The 18,647-nt window shown below is 66.9% G+C and carries 25 protein-coding genes; 2 read left to right on the top strand and 23 right to left on the bottom strand.

Annotated elements, in window-relative coordinates:
- Position 1: 1 nt before the first annotated feature.
- The 18 genes from OU999_16085 to OU999_16000 form a co-directional block, all read right to left on the bottom strand.
- Complete coding sequence (locus OU999_16085; GenBank protein WAC25454.1) at positions 2-565, bottom strand: tail tape measure protein; 564 nt, start codon at positions 563-565, stop codon at positions 2-4.
- Positions 558-776, bottom strand: a complete 219-nt coding sequence (locus OU999_16080; GenBank protein WAC23235.1) for a phage tail assembly chaperone — start codon at positions 774-776, stop codon at positions 558-560. Before OU999_16080 ends, OU999_16085 begins: the two co-directional genes overlap by 8 nt.
- Positions 773-1,093 carry a GTA-gp10 family protein gene (locus OU999_16075; GenBank protein WAC23234.1) on the bottom strand — a complete coding sequence of 107 codons (321 nt, stop codon included), beginning with the start codon at positions 1,091-1,093 and terminating at the stop codon, positions 773-775. Before OU999_16075 ends, OU999_16080 begins: the two co-directional genes overlap by 4 nt.
- Positions 1,090-1,497, bottom strand: coding sequence for a phage tail protein (locus OU999_16070; GenBank protein WAC23233.1), 408 nt, complete (start codon positions 1,495-1,497; stop codon positions 1,090-1,092). Before OU999_16070 ends, OU999_16075 begins: the two co-directional genes overlap by 4 nt.
- A gap of 15 nt (positions 1,498-1,512) precedes the next feature.
- Complete coding sequence (locus OU999_16065; GenBank protein ID WAC23232.1) at positions 1,513-1,905, bottom strand: DUF3168 domain-containing protein; 393 nt, start codon at positions 1,903-1,905, stop codon at positions 1,513-1,515.
- Positions 1,902-2,123, bottom strand: coding sequence for a hypothetical protein (locus OU999_16060; protein ID WAC23231.1), 222 nt, complete (start codon positions 2,121-2,123; stop codon positions 1,902-1,904). Before OU999_16060 ends, OU999_16065 begins: the two co-directional genes overlap by 4 nt.
- Positions 2,120-2,659 (bottom strand): hypothetical protein, encoded by a 540-nt coding sequence (locus OU999_16055; protein WAC23230.1) that lies wholly within the window; start codon positions 2,657-2,659, stop codon positions 2,120-2,122. The genes OU999_16060 and OU999_16055 overlap by 4 nt, the downstream gene beginning before the upstream one ends.
- A complete protein-coding gene (locus OU999_16050) occupies positions 2,659-2,940 on the bottom strand; it encodes a hypothetical protein (protein WAC23229.1) in 282 nt (93 codons plus the stop codon). Before OU999_16050 ends, OU999_16055 begins: the two co-directional genes overlap by 1 nt.
- Before the next feature lie 46 nt (positions 2,941-2,986).
- Entirely contained in the window at positions 2,987-3,145 is a 159-nt protein-coding gene (locus OU999_16045; GenBank protein WAC23228.1) for a hypothetical protein, read from the bottom strand.
- A complete protein-coding gene (locus OU999_16040) occupies positions 3,132-4,340 on the bottom strand; it encodes a tail fiber domain-containing protein (protein ID WAC23227.1) in 1,209 nt (402 codons plus the stop codon). The genes OU999_16045 and OU999_16040 overlap by 14 nt, the downstream gene beginning before the upstream one ends.
- A gap of 115 nt (positions 4,341-4,455) precedes the next feature.
- Positions 4,456-5,664, bottom strand: coding sequence for a phage major capsid protein (locus OU999_16035; GenBank protein WAC23226.1), 1,209 nt, complete (start codon positions 5,662-5,664; stop codon positions 4,456-4,458).
- Positions 5,665-5,763: 99 nt separating this feature from the next.
- Entirely contained in the window at positions 5,764-6,156 is a 393-nt protein-coding gene (locus tag OU999_16030; GenBank protein WAC23225.1) for an HK97 family phage prohead protease, read from the bottom strand.
- Positions 6,153-6,461: a hypothetical protein gene (locus tag OU999_16025; GenBank protein WAC25453.1), complete on the bottom strand. Its 309-nt coding sequence runs from the start codon at positions 6,459-6,461 to the stop codon at positions 6,153-6,155. The genes OU999_16030 and OU999_16025 overlap by 4 nt, the downstream gene beginning before the upstream one ends.
- A gap of 5 nt (positions 6,462-6,466) precedes the next feature.
- On the bottom strand, positions 6,467-7,597 hold the full coding sequence (locus tag OU999_16020; protein WAC23224.1) for a phage portal protein: 1,131 nt from the start codon (positions 7,595-7,597) through the stop codon (positions 6,467-6,469).
- A 1-nt stretch (position 7,598) separates the two neighbouring features.
- Positions 7,599-8,894: a terminase family protein gene (locus OU999_16015; protein ID WAC25452.1), complete on the bottom strand. Its 1,296-nt coding sequence runs from the start codon at positions 8,892-8,894 to the stop codon at positions 7,599-7,601.
- 32 nt (positions 8,895-8,926) lie between these two features.
- Positions 8,927-9,415, bottom strand: a complete 489-nt coding sequence (locus OU999_16010) for a hypothetical protein (GenBank protein ID WAC23223.1) — start codon at positions 9,413-9,415, stop codon at positions 8,927-8,929.
- 139 nt (positions 9,416-9,554) lie between these two features.
- Positions 9,555-10,028: an MmcB family DNA repair protein gene (locus OU999_16005; GenBank protein ID WAC25451.1), complete on the bottom strand. Its 474-nt coding sequence runs from the start codon at positions 10,026-10,028 to the stop codon at positions 9,555-9,557.
- A gap of 107 nt (positions 10,029-10,135) precedes the next feature.
- On the bottom strand, positions 10,136-10,522 hold the full coding sequence (locus tag OU999_16000) for a hypothetical protein (protein ID WAC23222.1): 387 nt from the start codon (positions 10,520-10,522) through the stop codon (positions 10,136-10,138).
- A gap of 258 nt (positions 10,523-10,780) precedes the next feature.
- Between OU999_16000 and OU999_15995 the strand changes: the two genes are divergently transcribed.
- Both OU999_15995 and OU999_15990 read left to right on the top strand, forming a co-directional pair.
- The gene (locus tag OU999_15995) at positions 10,781-11,617 is read left to right on the top strand and encodes a TorF family putative porin (protein ID WAC23221.1); all 837 of its coding nucleotides are present in this window, start codon (positions 10,781-10,783) and stop codon (positions 11,615-11,617) included.
- Between the two features lie 114 nt (positions 11,618-11,731).
- Positions 11,732-12,472, top strand: coding sequence for a 7-carboxy-7-deazaguanine synthase QueE (locus tag OU999_15990; protein WAC23220.1), 741 nt, complete (start codon positions 11,732-11,734; stop codon positions 12,470-12,472).
- A 10-nt stretch (positions 12,473-12,482) separates the two neighbouring features.
- On the opposite strand, the gene OU999_15985 is transcribed toward OU999_15990, so the two are convergent.
- From OU999_15985 to OU999_15965, 5 genes are all read right to left on the bottom strand, one after another.
- Entirely contained in the window at positions 12,483-14,189 is a 1,707-nt protein-coding gene (locus OU999_15985; protein WAC23219.1) for a DUF87 domain-containing protein, read from the bottom strand.
- A gap of 94 nt (positions 14,190-14,283) precedes the next feature.
- On the bottom strand, positions 14,284-15,045 hold the full coding sequence (locus tag OU999_15980; protein ID WAC23218.1) for a TIGR02186 family protein: 762 nt from the start codon (positions 15,043-15,045) through the stop codon (positions 14,284-14,286).
- Positions 15,042-15,959, bottom strand: coding sequence for a sulfite exporter TauE/SafE family protein (locus tag OU999_15975; protein WAC23217.1), 918 nt, complete (start codon positions 15,957-15,959; stop codon positions 15,042-15,044). Before OU999_15975 ends, OU999_15980 begins: the two co-directional genes overlap by 4 nt.
- A gap of 70 nt (positions 15,960-16,029) precedes the next feature.
- The gene (locus OU999_15970) at positions 16,030-17,175 is read right to left on the bottom strand and encodes a hypothetical protein (protein WAC23216.1); all 1,146 of its coding nucleotides are present in this window, start codon (positions 17,173-17,175) and stop codon (positions 16,030-16,032) included.
- Positions 17,168-18,640: a glycosyl transferase family protein gene (locus OU999_15965; protein ID WAC23215.1), complete on the bottom strand. Its 1,473-nt coding sequence runs from the start codon at positions 18,638-18,640 to the stop codon at positions 17,168-17,170. Before OU999_15965 ends, OU999_15970 begins: the two co-directional genes overlap by 8 nt.
- Between the last annotated feature and the right edge of the window lie 7 nt (positions 18,641-18,647).

Raw genomic sequence — 18,647 nt, 5'->3', positions numbered from 1 at the left:
CTCAATCCTCCATCAGCGCGCGGCGCACGGCGCGTGCAACCTGGCGGCTCGACGCCTGCAGGGCTGCCGGCGCGGTCGATGACGGGGCCTGGATGGTGATCGCGACGCGCACATCGCGGCCCGTTCCGGATCCGCGCGGCTCCACCCGGCCAAAGCCCTGCGGCACGAACAGCTCGGGGCCGCGCTCACCCACCAGATAGGGCCTGCCGGCGTTGACCGGCCCGCCGGTTGCCCGGCCCGGCAGGCCCAGCAGCCCGCCAAGCAGGCCGATGGCCGGCGGCATATCCCCGCCCGACCCACCCAGGCCGATTGCGGCAAGACCCTTGTTGATCGCCGCCGCCGCGATCTCCTCGATCACCGCCAGCGCGATGCGCTTCAGGTCCTCGAAGCCCAGCGAACCGCGCCGGATCGCCGCGAGCAGGCCGCGTTCGAGCACCTGCCCCGCCCGGCCGAGCCCCTCGATCAGCGTACCATCGATCTGGCCGCGCATCGTGGTACAGTCGCGGGCAAAGGCTTGCGTGTCGGCGCGGACGCTGACCAGCAGCTGCTCGATTTCCTCATCCATCATCGGTCTCCGTGCCATCGGGGAACAGCGCACGCAGCGCGGCTATCGCATCGGGCGAAGGCGGCGCGGCCAGCGGATTGCCCGGCAGGGCGAGCGCCGCTGCCAGTTCGTCGGGGGTCGCCTGCCAGAATTCGTGCGGACGCCAACCGAGCAGCCGTGCGGCCATTCCCGCGAGCATCCGCGCCGCGCCCGCGAAATCGGTCGGGGTCATCGGCCCTGCAATATCTGCCGCAGCAGCGTCTTGAGCACCGGCGTCAGCGCAACCATGCCCAGTTCGGCCAGCGCCTCGCAAAAGGCGTCGCGGTCGATCGGGCAGCGTTCTCCCGAGCGGCAATGCCAGAGCAGCGCCGCCAGTTCGCCCAGGCCCAACCGTCCTGCGGCCGCGCGTTCGACCAGATCGAACAGCGGACCGATCTCCTGCTCTGCCGCAACCAGCGCAGTGAAGCTGGGGCGCAGCACCACATCATGGCCCGCCAGTGTCAGCATCGCCTCGCCCCGGGCTGGGTTCGCGATGGGCTCGGCGCTCACAGGCTGGTCACCGCGCCAGAGCTTTCCAGCGCCAGCGAATAATTGCGCTCGCCGTTGAAATCGCCCGCATATTCGAGGCGCGCGACAAGAAAGCGCCCGCGCATCCGCGCGGCACTTTCAAAGCTCAATTCGTAATCGTCGAGCGTGCCGTTCATCGCGTGCACCCGGATGGCATTTTCTGCCTCGGAGCCCAGGAAGAGTCCGGCGGCAGAGACCGAGACCGAGCGCACGCCAGCGCCGGACAGCAGTTCGCGCCAGCCGCCGCTGCCCTTGTGCGTGATGACCACCGGCTCGCCGTTGATCGCCATCTGCGTGGTGCGCAGACCAGCCACGGTGCGATAAACAGGCGGGCTGGCGCCATCGCCGATCTTGAGCAGGAAGGCGCTGCCTTTTTCCGCTGTCATGCATAGGTCCTTTCGTCAGAGGGCAAGCAGCCGCGCCCGATAATCGAGCGTGGCGAGCCAGAGTTCGCCGATGCGCACGGTCCGGCTGCGCAATGGGGTGAAGCTGGCCAGCCGGTAGCCGATGCCGGTGCGCGCCAATGCTGCCAGCCGCGCATCAAGCGCGTCGGCCATCGCCGAAACCGGGGCGGCATCGGCTGATCCGTCGCGAATGGAAAAGGCCAGCCGCACCTCGCGGCCCGCCCGGTCCTTCGTCCCCCAATCGGTGGCCAGCACATCGTCGAGCAGCACATAGGGCGCGGCGATGCGCGCCGGGCTGCGGTGGAAGACGCCATTGACCTGCGCGATCAGCGCGGCATCGCCCGCCAGCCAGTCGATGACGGCCAGCGCAAAATCCTGTTCCAGGCTCATCGCAGCAACCTTCCCAGCCAGCGCAGCGCGGCATCGGTGATCCAGCGGCGCCGCAGCCCGCGTCCGAAAAGCCGGATACGCCCCCGCTCGCGCATGATCACGATATCGGGCAGCAGCACGCCGATCTCGTCGCACAGGCGTTGTGCTATCCGGTCGGCGCGCTGCTCGCCCATTTTTCCGGCACGCCGCAGCAGCACCGTCCCGAAGCGCCGGGTCACAGCCGCACCCTGCGCCAGGGGCGCCACAACGCGCTCACCATGGCAGGCGGCGCGGCATCGCCCTGATCGCGCGCCAGATGCACATGCGCCGCCAGCCGGATGATCCCCTGGCGCAGCGGCTCGGCCAGATCGCCCCAGTCTGCCGCCATCCCGGCCAGATATTGCACGTCGATGCGGCTGGCCGATCCGGGATGCAGTACGCGCACCCGGCCCTCGCCATCGGCGGAAAGATCGATTCCAAAGGCGTCGCTGGCCAGCGCGAAGGATGTGCCATCGGCCGCGATGCCGTGCACTGCGGTGATCGCGGTGACAGGGGCGGCGGCAAGCCCCTGCCAGGCGCGCGCGACGGCCAGCGTCTCGCGATGCGGCCGGATCAGCAGCGCCTGGCCGATGAACTGCTCGCACAGCATGGCGGCGCTGCGCAAATGGCCGATCAGCACCGCATCGTCATCGTCACGCGTGATGTGGAGATACGCCTTGGCTTCGGCCAGTGCGAACGGGGTGAGTGCGACGGGGTCGCTGGTGACCTGTCCCATCAGCGCGGCTCGACCCGGACCGACATCGACCGTTCGTCGATCTCGCCATTGGACAAGGTCACGCGGTTGGTCAGGGCATAGATCGCCCCGGCCTGCCCGCCACTGATGGTCACGGTGGCGCTGCGCCCGTCATGTCCATCGGCGATGACGGCAAGTCCGCCCTCTGCGGCAGGCGCAACCGACCAGCTGCTGGAGACGATCAGATTGGCCCCGAGATAGGTTGCGCCCCAATCGACGCGGCAATCGATCCGGCTGTCCGGATCCTTGACGAACAGGGTCATCGGCTGCTCCTGAGTTAGAAAATGGCGGCGGAATGTCCGCTGCGGATCAAGCGCGGCGCGGCGCGAGCGCCGGTGCGGCGGCGCCGGGGCGCGCAGTCTGGAAAGGGCGTACCATCAGCGGCATCGGCCCGGTGCGGTTGGCGAGCAGGCGGCGCGCGCTGCCCGAGGCGACGGGCAGGTCGCCAAGGCCATTACCCCTCAGCATCTGGTGCCCCCTGCGCCAGGCCCTCCAGCCGATGCGCCAGCGCGGCCATCAGGAACAGGCAGAGCTGGTCGCTGCGGATGCCGAAGCGTTCCTGCTCGGCCTCGCCCTCTTCCCAGCGGTCGTGACAGCACCAGCCATAACGCCGCCAGTCCAGCCCATGCTGCTCCATGATGGCAAAGGCGGTCTGCGCGCGCACCCCGAAATGCCGCCGCGCATCGTCAGGCCCCTTGGCCTCGATCGCATCGTGCCACTGGAAGAAGCCCAGCTCTGCGATGATATCGAGCGCGGCCTCGTATTCCTGCGCGCTCATCTGGCCATGCCACGCCTTGTCGCGGGCATCGGATGTACTGATCGCCCCAGAAACGGCATAGATTTCGGCCCAGCGCAATTGCGGTCGGCCCAGCACCACCTGATTGTCTGCGCCGGGTGACAGGCCCCGCGTGCCAAATCCGTTATGGCTGGCCATCGCGACCAGGCTGTTGCCGCCAGCCTGTCCGCCATAAGCCGATAGCGCCAGCATACCGGCGACGCCGGTGGGATCGACGATCGCACCAATTCCCGGGGCACTTTTCCAGAACTCGGGGTGATGGAAATTCGCATCGCCAAGGTAGAGCTGCGTCCCGGCGGTGCTGTAGAGCGGGCCGCCAAATTGCGTCGAATAGCCGGCAATGCTGGTGCCGCGCACCTCAAGCCGCGCGAAGGAGGCAGCGCTGCCGACGCCCAGGCTCGCGCTATCGGCAACCCAATTGCCCGCCGCATCGCGCGGCAGATAGTCATGCCCATGGCTGATCGGGGCATAGGCCCCTGCAGGCTGCTTGGCTGCCAGCGCCTCGGCCAGCCCGTCAATCTGGCCCAGCGCGTGGACATGGCCCGATCGATCGTCGCGTGCCGCAAACCAGTCCGCCGCGACCGTCAACGTGACCGTCTTCAGCCCGGCGGAAAAGTCGACGACGGTCCCGGACGAGGAAGCCAGCAGCTGATGCCGCACCAGCGCACCGTCCTGCAGCGCGCCCTCCCCCACCTCCCACTGGTCCTCATGGGTCACACCGGCAATGGCATAATGGAAGCGCGCGCCGTCGGGCACGGCATCGGCGAAACGGCGATGTCCGGGCGTGGCACCGGCCAGCGCCAGCGCGCCGGTTCCGGTCGCAATGCTGGTCTCGCGCACCAGATCGGCAAAGACAAGATCGGGCATCAATTGGGGTCCGTTCGTTTGCGAATGACAGGAAATGCCCGCGCGGCGGGGAGAGACCGCGCGGGCACACACCCCTTGTCGGGAGTGTCAGGGGTGATGGCAGGCGATGCGGGGTTCAGCTGGCCGCGAACTTCATCAGCTTGATCGCCTCGGAGTTCATCACCTGGCCGCCGATCCGCTTGGTCGCATAGAAATGCACGAACGGCTTGTTGGTGAAGGGGTCGCGCAGGATCGTCGTCGCGCTGCGTTCGGCGATCAGATAGCCGGCGCGGAAATTGCCGAACGCGATCGACAGGCTGTTCGCCCCGATATCGGGCATGTCCTCGGCCTCGACCACCGGATAGCCGAGCAGCGTCGCGGGCTGTCCCGCCGCCAGCGAAGGCTGCCACAGGAACGCGCCGTCATCGCTCTTCATCTTGCGGATGCGCGCCAGCGTCGACGAGTTCATCACGAAGCTTGCCCCCTGGCGATAGGCGGGGCGCAGCGCATGGACCAGATCGACCAGCCGGTCCTCGGGCGCGGCACTGGCGAAATTGCCATCGGCGCCCGAAGCGACATATTGCAGCGTCCCGAAGGCCCGCGCGGCATCGTCCTGCGGCGTCGGCGTTCCATTCAGGAACCCGCGCGGACGGTTGGTGCCATTGCCGCCCACGAACGCAGCCCCCTCGGCACGCGCGAATTCCTCCGCAATCTCGCCCGCCAGCCAGCTTTCGACATCGAATGCGGCATCATCGAGCATCGCCTGGCTGGCCGCCGGATTGGCATAGAGCTCGCCGCTCGGCGGCGCGATCTCGGCAAAGGCGGGCGTGTCGGTCTCGGGCCGTGCGGCCGTCTCGCTCACCCAGCCGGACGGGGTACCGCCGGTGGTGACGAGCTTGCGATAGCCCGCTGTCCCGGTCTGCACGACCTGCGCGATCGACCGGATCGGCGAGATATCGGCGAGCGCCCGGGCGATCAGTGCGTCGATCTCGCGGGGGACGGCAAAGCCGCCATCGGGGCCGGTGGTCGCGGCAAAGCTCTTCACCCCGGCCTCCAGGCCGCGCCGCAGATACTGATCCACAAAGCTCTTGGTTTCGGGGGCCTTGTCCTCGCCGCCGCCCAGCGACGGGCGGGACCCCGAGCGCGCCAGCCGGTCGATCCGCTCGCGCATCGTTGCGCTTTCGGCGCGGATCGCATCGACATCGCCCTTGATGCCATCAAGCCCGGTTTCGAGCGCGGCAATGCGCTCTTCATGCTCTTCGGCCTGCAGGATCGCATCGAACGATGCCTCCAGCGGATCGGCATCGGCTTTCAGCTCAAGGGGATTTGCGGGGATTTCCATCATTTCTTCCTTCCGTTCAGGGATCACACGGGGAAAGCCCCGCGATGTCGGGCACAAAAAACCCCGCCGAAGCGGAGCAGATGGGGAAAGTCGGGGAGGCGATCAGCGCAGCATGTGCACCTTGGCCCCCGGCATCATCGGCACGCTGACCAGGCTCACCTCGACCAGGTCTAGGTCGAACAGTTCGCGCGGGCTTCCACCGGCGGACCTGCGCACGCGATAACCAAAGCTGAGGCCGGTCGCCGCGCCGCTGCGAATCGCCGCCAGCGCCTCGTCGGCCTGATCGTCCAGCGCCGCGATGATGCGCAGGCCGCGCCGGTCTTCTGCAGCATGCACCACCGCACCGATCCGGCGATCGGGCCTGTGCTGCCACAGCAGCGGCAGCGCGCGCCCGGCACCGGCGAGCGATCGCTGAAAGGCGCCGCGCCTGACGATATCGCCGCCACGGTCCACCCGATCGAACAGGGCGGCATAGCCAGCGAACCGAACGCTCACTGGACGAGATCGCCCAGGCCCAGCTGCACCGCCAGGGCAGCGAGCAGCAGCGCCATCACACCGCGCACGAACTTGTCGAACGTCTGGCCCCAGATTCCCGACCGCGCCTCGCGCCAGCCCTGCAGCAATTCGCGCAGCTCGCGCAGGTCCGCGCCAGCATTGGCATCAGCCAGGCCGATCCGTGCGAGCGCCCTGCCCGCCCCCAGATCGCCCGCCTCCTCGACCACAGCGCGCAGCGTCGCCAGGTCCGCACCTTCGTCCGCCGCCTGCGCGAGCAGGCTGGCGAGCATGTCCTCACTGTCCATCATGGTCACGATATCCCCAGCATGGCCCGCTTTTCCTCGGGCGAAAGAAAGTCCGCCGCGCCGACCTGCTGCCAGAAGCGCTCGCGATCCTCGGACAGCGCGGGCACCTGGTCCTGGTCAACGGCGATGGCCGCATCGGGCCACCAATGGCCCAGCCCCTCGGCCAGGGCGGCGGTGATCTTGCCCGCCAGCGGCAACAGCGTGAGCCGCCATAGCGCGCGGTTGGCCTCGCGATAATTGGCATAGGTATTGTCGCCCGGCAGGCCGAGCAGCATTGGCGGAACCCCGAAGGCCAGCGCGATCTCGCGCGCGGCATTCGCTTTCAGCGCGACGAAATCCATATCGGCGGGCGACAGCGCCATGCTCTGCCAGCTCAACCCGCCCTCAAGCAGCATCGGCCGCCCGGCATTGGCGTGCCCGGCAAAGCTCGCCTCCAGTTCGGCCTTCAACCGGTCGAACTGTTCGGGGGTCAGCACCCCGCCGGGTTCGTCAGGGCGATAGACCAGAGCGCCCGAAGGACGCGCGGCATTGTCGAGCAGCGCCTGGTTCCAGCGCCCGGCAGCATTGTGCACCGCCACCGCGCGCGCCGCTGCACCCAGACAGCCCAGGCCATAATGGTCGTCGGTCGGATGAAAGGCCCTGATATGCACGATCACCGGCGCACCATCGCCTTCCTGCGCGGCCAGCCGGGTCGCGCTGTCGCCGACGCGGTAGACATAAGCCGCCGGCCAGCCGCGCGCGTCGGGCTCGATGCTCACCCGGTCGGGGCGCAGCGCGAACAGCTCGGCGGGCCTGCCATCGGCATCGCGCAGGATCTGTACATAGCCGTTGCCGTGCAGCAGCAGATGCGCCGCCAGCGTTTCCATCAGCCCCTGGCCCGCGCTGGATGCGGCAACCAGCGCTGCCAGCGCCGGATCGGAGGCCGCGAGCGGAGCGCCGCCGACGCCCTCGGCCACCAGCCGCACCGCGCGCTGGGCGATCGGATTGTCCAGATAGGCCGCGCGCACCTGCTCGGCATGGCTCAGCGGCGGATCGGCCAGCGCCAGGCTCCACGGACTGGTGAACGCGCGCGCCAGCGGCGGCCGCGCGCTGCCCGCGCCCTTCAGCGCGAGCGCCAGGTGCTTCCAATATCCCATATCAACTCTCCAGCGATCGGATGCGCGGGGTGCCGCGCCGTCCCAGCATCAGTTCGGTCAGTGCCCAGACCAGCGCGTCGGCGCGGTCGGGCGAGCGGCCCGGCCCCTGATAGGTGCCGCCGGCCATCAGGCCGCACATCTCGTCCTCCAGCCGGGCAAAGGTGCCGCAATGGACCACCCGGCCTGTCTCATAGAGCGCAGCGACCGGTTCGGCCCGGGCGACCTTGCCCCTGCTCGCATGGACCAGCCGCACCGGCAGTGCGATATCGGCCGCGCGCAGCACCGCGCCGACCATCTCGCCGCCCTGATTGGCTTCGGCGATGATGCGGTCGGCACCCCAGGCATCGGAGGCCGCAGCCACGGCGCGCGCCCAGGTTTCGGGCGATGCGGTTTCCACCGAACAATCGGCCAGCACCGCCGCGCGGCCATCGTCCTGCAGCGCGCACACGATGATGCCGCACGCATCGCCCGAGGATCCTGCGGGCGGATCGACCCCGATCACCATCCGCACCAGTCCCTGTGCATGCCAGCGTACGCGGCACGCTTCGATCAGGCTGCGGCTCCACAGCGCGCCTTCAATGTCTTCCAGCAGCTCGCCGTCCAGCTCCTGCCGCCCCAGTGCGGTGCCGCCATAATGCCGTTCGACCGCCGCCAGAAAGGCCGGCGGCAGGTTGGCGCGGTTGGCATGGCTGCTGCCCCGGCTGATGATAAGGGCGGGATCGCCCAGCAGCTGACGCACCAGCGGCACCGCGCGCGGCGTCGTCGTCGCGCAGACCTGCGGCAGCGGCCCGACACGCAGGCCCAGTTGCAGATTGTCCCACGCCGCCAGCGACCGTCCGGAGGCATTGTCCCATTTTGCGATCTCGTCGCACCAGGCATGGCTGTGCTCTGGTCCGCGCAGGCCCTCGGGCTCGGCGGCAGAAAACAGCACCGCCTGCGCGCCGCCCGGCCATCGCAGCCGGCGCAGCGACGGTTCCCATGTAGGGCGCGCATCTTCGGGCGCGATCGCGAGCAGGCCGCTCTGCCCCTCCACCATCACGCTGCGCGCCTCGGCAAGATTGGCTGCAACCAGCGCGATCCGCGCATTGGGCACGGTCTCGCCGATCGATCGTACCCATTCGGCCCCTGCCCGCGTCTTGCCGAAGCCGCGCCCGGCCATGATCAGCCAGGTCCGCCAATCGCCAGGCGACGGCGGCAGCTGCTGCGGCCGCGCCCAGAACGGCCAGTGAAAGGCCAGCGCCTGCACCGCGCCGTCGGACAGGCCATCCAGATAGAGCCTTGCGGCTTCGGCGGGCATGGCCGCCAGCCTTTCGGCCAGCGACAGGCTGGTCATGTCGCGCCGGGTGCCGGGGCATTCGGCGCAGCGCTGGGCTGCGGCTGGTCTGCACCGGTAACCGTGTCCAGCCGCTGGCGAATCTGGTCGAGCGTCGCCGCGAGCTGTTCGCGCGCGCTTCTGGCCGCCAGCGGATCGGCAGTCGGTTCGCTGCGGGTCTTTTCCACGCTCGCCTTATAGGCCATCAGCAGCTTGAGGCCCTGGGCATCGTCGAATTCGGTGGCACGGCCGATGCTGCCATCGGGGCGTTTGACCGGCTTGATCGTGCCGAAGCGCGCGGTCTTGAGCATGCGGAATTCCAGCTCGTCATAGCCGGTAGCGATCGCCATCTGCCAGCCATGGCTGAACGCCGTGCAGCTGGCGCGCAGCCGATAGACCGCCGATCGCGACACACCGGCGCGCTTGGCCGACACCGAAACGTTCGACGTTTCGGCAAGATGGTCGAGGAACGCGCACAGGCTTTCCTCCGACAGGCTATCGGACAAGGGCATCTCCGCTTGGGGCAAGGTCGGCGAGGGAGCGTCGCGCGGGGGGCTTTTGGCCAGGCGGCGACTCGCTCTATCTCGATGTTCCTGATTTGTACCCAATCAGCGTGACGATGTCAAGCAAAAATAACCGATCTGGTTAGTACACCTCATCGGGTGGTGGCGGGTCCTGCATCAGGTTCAGCCGGCGCAGCGCGAGCGCGGCAAGCCGCTGCGTCTCGCTTTTGCGCCGCGCAGCCGCAAGCGGCCGGGTGGCGGCGGGGCGGATGATCTCCGCATCATAGGCATCGGCAACGATCAGCCCGGTCATGTCGGGAAGGAACGCCTCGCCGCCCACCAGGCCCGCATCCAGCGCCGGGCACAGGCCCCAGTAGAAACGATCGCAATGGTCGAGATATTCGCCCCATTTGCCGTCGCCCAGCAGATCGGCGCGCGATACCTTGATCTCCACGATCACGATCTGCCCACGCGAATCGATTCCCATCAGGTCCGCCCTGCGACCATTGGGCAGGGCAACTTCGGACGCGACCCAGATCTGGTTGCGGCGGAACAGCCGGGCGATGCCGCGCGCCACCGCCGCCGCCCCCAGCGGAGGTCCACAGGGCGCGGCCATCGGGATCAGGGCCGGGTTCGCGCCCTGGGCGGGTTGATGCAGCGTTTCGGTCATGACCCGACGCTAATACAAAACGGGAACAAAGGAAAGGTGGCAACGTGGCCGGATCAGGCGGGTTGCTGGTCGGCTCCGGCTGAAACCAGGATCGCGACAAACGCCTGGCTAGTCTCGCGATACAGCAAGCTGGCGGCAGCAACCGCAGGATGACCCGCCTTGCGCGCCCGGTCCAGCGCAGCAAAGCCGGATTGCAGGGCGGCCGAAACCGCATCCAGCTCTGCCACGAGGTACGCGAGCCTGGCCGTCTCGTGCTCCGCCAGTCGGGCTGACAGCACGGCGCGCTGGTTCAGGCTTTCGAGCGATGATCCGCCCGAATGTCCAGCCAGCCGACCGAGCACATGCAGCACCGTCTGGATGGCATCGACGCGTGCCAGCAGCGAATCGAGCGCGGCCTCGGCGCGGGAATCGGGCTGGATCGGAGTGAGCGGAGCGAACATCGCGTAATACCGTGACAGCACCCGGTTAACATCGCGATAAAGGTCCGCGCCGGACAGATTTCGTGGCGCGAAAGACACAATCTTTCACATATGCTGCATATCTTGGCATTTTTTTCTTGTGCACCGCAGCACGGCAGGGCAGCATTGCTGTCGCTGATTGTGAGCACCCCGTATTTGGCGCCTAGGGACGCCAGTCATAACAGAGGGTCGCCGCTGCAGCGCAGGCGGGACGAAACGCATCCAGTTGAAAGGAAAAACATGCGTACGTCCAAATTCCACCGGGGCCTTGCTGGCCTCGTCCTCCTCGCGTCGTCGGCTGTCGCCACCCCTGCTTTTGCGCAGGAAGAGGAATCCAAGCCGGTCACCATCACCGGATCGGTCGGTCTGGTATCCGATTACCGCTTCCGCGGCGTTTCGCAGTCGGATGAAGGTGTGGCGGTCCAGGGGGGATTCACCGTCAACCACGAATCGGGCTTCTATGTCGGCACCTGGGGTTCCAACCTGGCAGGCTGGGGCACGTTTGGCGGCCCGAACCTGGAAGTCGATCTGTTCGCAGGCTATGCCACCACGGTGGGATCGGCCGGGATTGACGTCGGCGTCACCTGGTACATGTATCCCGATGGCTTCGACAATACCGACTTCTTCGAAGGCTATGCCAAGCTCAAGGGCACGGCCGGGCCGGTGTCGCTGACCGCTGCGGTCTATTATGCGCCCAAGCAGGAAGCGCTGGGCAATTTCTCGAACACGCCGTTCAGCCGTGGCCAGAAGGAAGACAATCTCTATCTGGCCGGTGATGCGAGCGTTGCCATACCCGATACGCCGGTCACCCTGAACGCGCATATCGGCTATTCGGAAGGCAATCCCGGCCTTGGCCCGAACGGCACCAGCGTCACCCCCACCGGTGAATACTGGGATTATTCGTTCGGCGCGGCGGTGAACGTCTATGGCCCGATCACGCTCAGCGTATCCTATGTCGATACCGACATCGGCCGTGCCGAGTCGGCCTATCTGCTGCCGAACTTCCAGAAGTTCCGCAACGGAGGCGGCCAGATCGCGGATTCGACCATCGTCTTCGGTGTGACGGCGGCCTTCTAAGCGCCCGTTGTCCTAAACCATGGCCCCTTGGGGGCTCAGTGGCCGCATCTGCAGCAGCAGATGCGGCCACAACCGGTTTGAGGCGGAGCAATTCTGGAGTAAGGGCGCGCTGTCATGCCCAGGCTTCGCCTCGCCACCGTCCGGCCACAAGAGCCCGAAATCTTCCATTCGCTGCAGGGCGAAGGGATATCCATGGGCAGGCCATCGGTGTTCGTTCGCCTTTCCGGCTGCAACCTGGCCTGCCATTGGTGCGACACCCCCTATACCTGGTTCTTCGAAGGGCATGCCGGGCCGCATCGTGGCGGGCAAAGCTTTGACCGCAGCGCCAACAGCGTGACCTGGGACATCGAGCAGGTCGCAAGCGCAATCCGCGATTTCGGTTGCCGCCATATCGTCTTCACCGGCGGCGAACCGCTGCTGCAGCAGCCGGCGCTGGCGGCCTTGTGCGCGCTGCTGGGGCCGGATTATCATATCGAGATCGAGAGCAACGGGACCGTAGCGCTGACGCCCGGCTTCGATGCCCATGTCCACCAGCTCAACCTGTCACCCAAGCTGCGGCATTCGGGCAATCCGGACGACCTGCGGCTGAACGACAGCGCGCTAGGCGACCATGCCCGCGATCCGCGCGCCTGGTTCAAGTTCGTGATAGCAGAGCCGGAGGATGCCGATGAGGTGGCCGCGCTCGCCGAGCGTTTTGCCCTGCCGGCCGAACGCATCCTGCTGATGCCCGAAGGCACGACGCCCCAGACGCTGCGGGAGCGCAGCGCGTGGCTTGCCCCGCTGTGCCAGGCCAGGGGCTGGCGCTTCACCGACCGGCTGCATATCCACCTGTACGGCGATACGCGCGGGACCTGAACCGCCGAGCTCAGCGGCCGTTGTTGAGATTGTCCTTGTTGCGCCAGCGGGCGATGACCCGGGCCAGCATTTCCGGCTCGCCGCCGCGTTCCTTCCACAGCGAGCTGAAGGTCGGATCGTCCGAGGCCGGACGGCGCGATTCGGCAAGATCGTCGAACGACACGCGGATCGGGATCGACACGCCCTCACCGCAGATGATGCATTCGCGGTTGCGCAGCGCCGGGATCGAATCGAGGAAACCGCGCGCGCCTTCGGGCATGGCCGAGCGGACATGCGCCTGGTCGCGATCGTTGTTGAGCCGCATCGCGATGATCGTGCCGCATTGCGACAGCACGCCTTCGGACAGGTCGGACGGACGCTGCGTGATCAGCCCCAGCGACACGCCGTACTTGCGGCCTTCCTTGGCGATCCGGCTGAGCACCTCTCGCACCGCGCTGTGTTCGTTGACCCGGTCGGACGGAATGTAGCGATGTGCCTCTTCGCACACCAGCAGCACGGGGCGCGTCTTTTCCCGGCGGCTCCAGATGGCGAAATCGAAGATCATCCGGCTGAGCACCGCCACCACCGTGGCGGTAATGTCCGACGGCACGCCCGACACGTCGATGATCGAGATCGGCTTGCCATCGGCTGGCAGGCGGAAGATCTTGCTGATGAAATCGAGCATAGTGTCGCCGACCAGCATGCCGGAGAACATGAAGCTGTAGCGCGGGTCGGCCTTGACCTCCTCGATCTTGCCCTTGATGCGCAGGAACGGGGCGCTGGAGGTCGCCTTGTCGAGCTTGCCCATCTCGTTCTGGATATTGGAGACAAGATCGGACAGCATATAGGGGATCGGCGTATCGACCGTGACCTTGGCATTGCCCACCGCCAACTTGCTCTTCAACCGCGCGCCGAGAAGGCATTTGGCCAGAATTTCCGCATCGGTCTGCCGGTCCGCGCCGTGCGAGGTCAGGAACACCTCGCAATGCTCCTCGAAGTTCATCAGCCAATAGGGCATGGCGAGGTTGCCGACGTCGAACAGCTCGCCATTCTGGGCAAAGGCGCTCGAATATTCGCCGTGCGGGTCGATCATCACGATATGGCCATCGGGCATCATGTCGCAGATGCGGTGCAGGATCAGCGCCGCAGCGGTCGATTTACCCGTGCCGGTCGATCCCAGCAGCGCGAAATGCTTGCCCAGCAGCGCATCGACATACAGAGCGCCGCGGGTATCGCTGGTCGGGTAGACGGTGCCAATCTCGATATGCGGTCGGGCATCGGCGGCATAGACCTGCTTGAGATCGGCGCTGGTCATCGCATAGAGCGGCGTGCCGGGCACCGGATAGCGCGTTACCCCACGCCGGAAGTTGAAGATGCGGCCGGTGAGCTTTTCTTCCTCGCCCTCGCCGAGAAAATCGATCTGGCAGACGATCAGCCCGGCCTCGCGCTGGTGCATCCGCTGGGTGCGCACATTGGCGACGAGCCAGCGGGCGCCCATGCGGATCTTGACCTGGCTGCCGACCTGACCCGCCATCGACACGCTGGGGTCGCTATGGTCGATCAGCACATTGAGCCGGCTGGCGTCGAGCAGCACCTGCGAGCTGGACCCGGCAATCTCAACCACTTCGCCGATTCGCAGCTGCTCGATGGGGCGTTGCACGATCAGCGGGACATCCGGGGCAGTGGCCGATGACACCGGATTGCGACCCTGGAAGCTGCGGGGGTTGAGATCGACCATCGGGCTGTCTGCTGCCTTTTTTCTTTACGAACAGGCTGCAGACATACGCAGATTGGGTAAATTTTCCCTCTATGGCCAAGAACCGGCTCAGTCTTCAGATCTTGCGGAAGACAACGCCCCCCAGCCAGCCCAGCGCCAGCGACACCAGGACTGCGCATACGCCATAGGTAAAGGGCCGGTATTCGGCGATGTTCGCCACGAACAGTTCGAAGCCGAACTTGCGCACTTCGATCTCGCGCACGGCAGCGGCCAATACCTGGCCATCGCGGACCAGAAAGGTCTCTGCCGTGTAGGTGCCGGTCGGAACGCTCGCCGGAATGGACAGCCGCGCCTGATAGAGCACGCCTTCCATGATCTCGACACTGCCTTCCTGCTGCTTGTACAGCCCTTCGCGCCGGTTGAGATCGACCAGCCCCGCCAGGAACCGGCGCTGCTCGGCCGGGTCAATCGTGCCGGCGGGCGACAACTGCAGGTTATTGAGCCCGAATTCGTAGATGGCAGCGGTACGCTTATCGACGATCTTCTCGATCGGGCGTGACGAGGCCAGCGCATAATAGGCAGGGGCAGAGCGGAATTCGCTGCTCGCCGCATTGATCCAGATCCCGGCGATCTGCTGCTTTTCGCGCAGGATGATCGACTGCGGCGGACCTTTGAGGATCACCACGATATCGCTGTCGCGCGCGGGCGGGGTGCCGCCGGGATAGGCAATCGCGCCGAACAGCAACAGCTCTGCGCCGGTAAAGCCATATTGGATCTGGATATCGCGCTGCGACACTTCGGGTACCAGCACCGGTTCGGTTGCACCCGTCAGCAGCCATGCCCCCAGCAGCAGCGTGGCAAGGCGCAGCGCCCTCATTTCAGCAGCTCGACCGTATAGAGTTCCGCCGGGCGGAAGCCGAGGCCGATCGCCAGGCGCGCAGCGACCAGCAGCACCAAAGTGGCCAGCAACAGGCGCAGATATTCCGGCGGCAGCTTCTGCGCAAAACGCGCGCCCACCTGCGCGCCGGTCACGCTGCCGATCAGCAGCAGCACCGCCAGCACGATATCCACTGCCTTGGTCGTCAGGCTGTGCACCATGGTCGATGCCAGCGTCACGAACAGGATCTGGAACAGCGAGGTGCCGACCACCACCTGCGCGCCCATGCCGAGCAGGTAGAGCATCGCAGGCACCATCACGAAACCGCCGCCGACGCCCAGCAATATCGTCAGCATCCCGGTGGCAAATCCCAGGATCAGCGGCGCGAGCGGCGAGATGTAGAGGCCCGAGCGATAGAACCGCCAGCGCAGCGGCAGGTTGGCGACCAGCGGGTGATGCCGCCGCTTCTTGGCGGGCAGCTTTTCGCCACGGCGCAGCGCGCGAACGCTGGCCAGGCTTTCGCGCGCCATCAGGCCGCCGATCGAGGTGAGCAGCAGCACATAGACGATGTTGATCACGGTATCGATCTGGCCCAGTTGCTGCAGCACACGAAACAGTGCCGCCCCCGCCAGCGTGCCGAAAATGCCGCCGACGACCAGCACGCCGCCCATCTGATAGTCGACGCCGTTGCGGCGGCTATGCGCGATCACGCCGGAAACGCTGGAGCCGGTGACCTGGGTCGAGGCCGATGCCGCCGCCACCGTCGGCGGAATGCCGTAGAAGATCAGCAGCGGCGTGGTCAGAAATCCGCCGCCCACCCCGAACATGCCGGACAAGATTCCGACAAGCCCGCCCAGCCCGACAATCACGAGCGCGTTGACCGAAAGATTCGCGATGGGAAGATACACGTCCATGGATGACAAAACGCTAGCCGCTTTGGAGCATCATAAGAAGGGGCAAGCGACCGGATGCGCCGGGTTTGATTCAAAAACCGGCGGATAAGGTCAGCGCGGCCCCCGAAGCGGGGCGCGCATCGCCATCGACTCGCTGTCTCCAGTCGAGCGCAAGGACCAGCGAACCACGCTCCACCGGGACCGTCAGCGCCGCTCGCGGCCCGATATCGACCCGGTGCGTCCAGGGCCTAGTGCCGCGATCACCGGGATTCTGCTGGCCTCCCGCCCAGACCCCGCCGCCCAGCGCCAGCACAGTTGCATCGTTCTGATGGACCGTTTTGGTGGCGAGCAACTGGAGGTCGAAAAAGCCGAGCGGCTTGGCCAGGCCAACAACGCCGGCCTGGCCATAAGCTTCCAGCCGCACGCCGCTGCGCCCCAGACCCGCCCCGGCGCCAGCCACCGCCATCATGGCGAAGCGGTCAGGCTGGCCGGTCCCCAGCGAAAAGCGCCGCTCCACCGCCAGATCGATCGGCAATGCGCCGAGCGGGCGGGCGGAGACGCCGAGCGCCAGGGTGCGGTCATCGCTTCGCGACAGCGCGCTGGTCGCCCGGGCATAGAGCATCGGGCGATGGCGGGCATCGCCCAGCGCATATTGGATCAGCAACCCCGCCTGGCTGCCGCCATATTGCGCCGCCGGAGCCAGCGTCCCGGCACCATTGCCCTGGCGGACGAACGACCAGCCATAAAGCGACCAGCGGCCGAGACCAGGTCGGGTGACGGGAACCCCGGAGGGCAACAGCGCCGTGGTTGGCCCTTGAGGTGCCAGCATCAAAGGCAGATCGGGCAGCGGCGCGGCAGCGGATTGTCGGGCGCTGGCTCCGCCAAGCGCGGCAGCCAGATTTTCGATCCACATCCGTTTCCGGGCCTGGGCCACCGTTATGGGCATCGCGATCGGCGGCAGCCGCCGTGTCGCCAACGCACCGACACGCAGCGCTGCCCCTGACCGGACGATCGCGTGGATCGGGATCGCCCTTTTTGCAACCAATGGCGGTTTGACCGGATTGGGCTGCGACACGGCAGCAGCGGTCGTGGGCTCGGTCTGCGCGTGCGTCTGGTCGGCTGGCCAGTGATAGACCACCCGCGCTGCGCCCCAGACGCACAGCACGGTCAGCAGAAACACCAGCGGCTGGCCCCGCCATCGCGCCGGGCGCGCGGCGCGGGCCAGCAGCTCAGCCATGCCCCCCGGCCATGGCGCTGGTAACCGGGACGATGGCGACGGGCACAGGAGCGGGCGCAGGCGCTGCCGGGATGCGGTGCCGGGTCTTGTCCCAGGCCAGGCCCGCGCCCCTCAGGCTTGCGGCATAGGCCATCAACGCGCGACGCGCGGCCATCACTGCGATGATATTGCTGACCAGTGCGCGCGGCAGCGACCACAAGGCTTCAGCCCTGCCATGCTCCCAACCGGTGCACACCGCCCGGACCAGCAGCCGCCAGACGAGCGTACTTCCCGTCAGCACCAGCAGCGCGCGCGCTGCTGGATCGACCGGGGCGGGTTGATACAGCCCGGCGATGACGCCGATCCCGGTGGCCAGCCACAGCGCCAGCCCCAGATAGCCGGCCACCAGCACCACCGCCGCCAAAGCCGATCGCCGGTCGCGCGCGCGCATCCAAATATCGCCCGGCGAGCCACCCCAGCCGGTGCGGTCCCAGCCGGTAAGCGCGATGCCGATCATCCAGCGCGTCTTCTGGCGCACCGAAGCGCCAAGATCGGTCGGGAAATAGGCGCGCGTCGCCACCAGATCGCCCGAGGCATCATGCTCACGGACAAAGGCGCCGCGCCCGCCGCGCTCGTGGATGCGGATACCAAGTTCATAATCCTCGGTCAGGCTGTCGGTGGCGAACGGCGCGTCACTGCCCGATTCCGCCGCGAGCTGTTCCAGCGTAGCCCGGCGAAATGCACATCCGACGCCCGCACATGGCATCGCCACGCCCAGCGCGCCGCGCACCGGCATCTTGCGCGCATGCGCCTCGGCAAATTCATCGGCATAATGCCCGCTGATCAGCCGCGATGCCGGATCGATCAGCGGCCGGACCGGAATCTGCACGAACGCATGCGTCGCCAGCCAGCGCCGATACAGATCGAGCTCTGCCGGGTGCACCAGATCTTCGGCATCGTGCAGCACGATGGCATCGGCAACAAACCCTTGCGCGGCACCGTCTCGCCGCAGCGCCTGCCACAGCCGGTTGAGGCAATCGGCCTTGGAACTCGGCCCGGCGACATCCAGCGATACGATGCGCAGCCTCGAGTCCTCGCCTGCTTTCGCGCGCGCCGCCGCAGCGGTCGCGGGATCATTGGCATAGACGCCGACATAGATCCGGTAATGGTCGCCCGGCCAGCGCTGCAGGCAATGCGCCACCATATCGCCGATGACATCGGCCTCGTCCCATGCGGGCACAAAAACCGCATAGTTGAGCGGGGGGGCGGCGGGTGGATCGGGCTGGTGCACATGCTTGCGCAGATGCGCGCGCAACCTTTGCAAAAGCCATGTCATGTCCAGCGCCAGATCGTCCAGCGCCCCGATCAGGAACCAAATGCCTGCAAACAAAAGCAATTCGCGCGCGGCAAAATCAGAAACGGCAAATACGCTGCCGAGCACGCTTGCAGCAAAAGCTCCACCCGTTGCCGCATCCTGTACATCCAAGACTGTG

Origin of the sequence: Blastomonas sp. SL216 (genome assembly GCA_026625625.1) — a bacterium.
In the GTDB taxonomy this organism is placed as follows: domain Bacteria; phylum Pseudomonadota; class Alphaproteobacteria; order Sphingomonadales; family Sphingomonadaceae; genus Blastomonas.
Note: the sequence above shows the minus strand (reverse complement) of the source record. Positions and strands in the feature narration are given on the sequence as shown.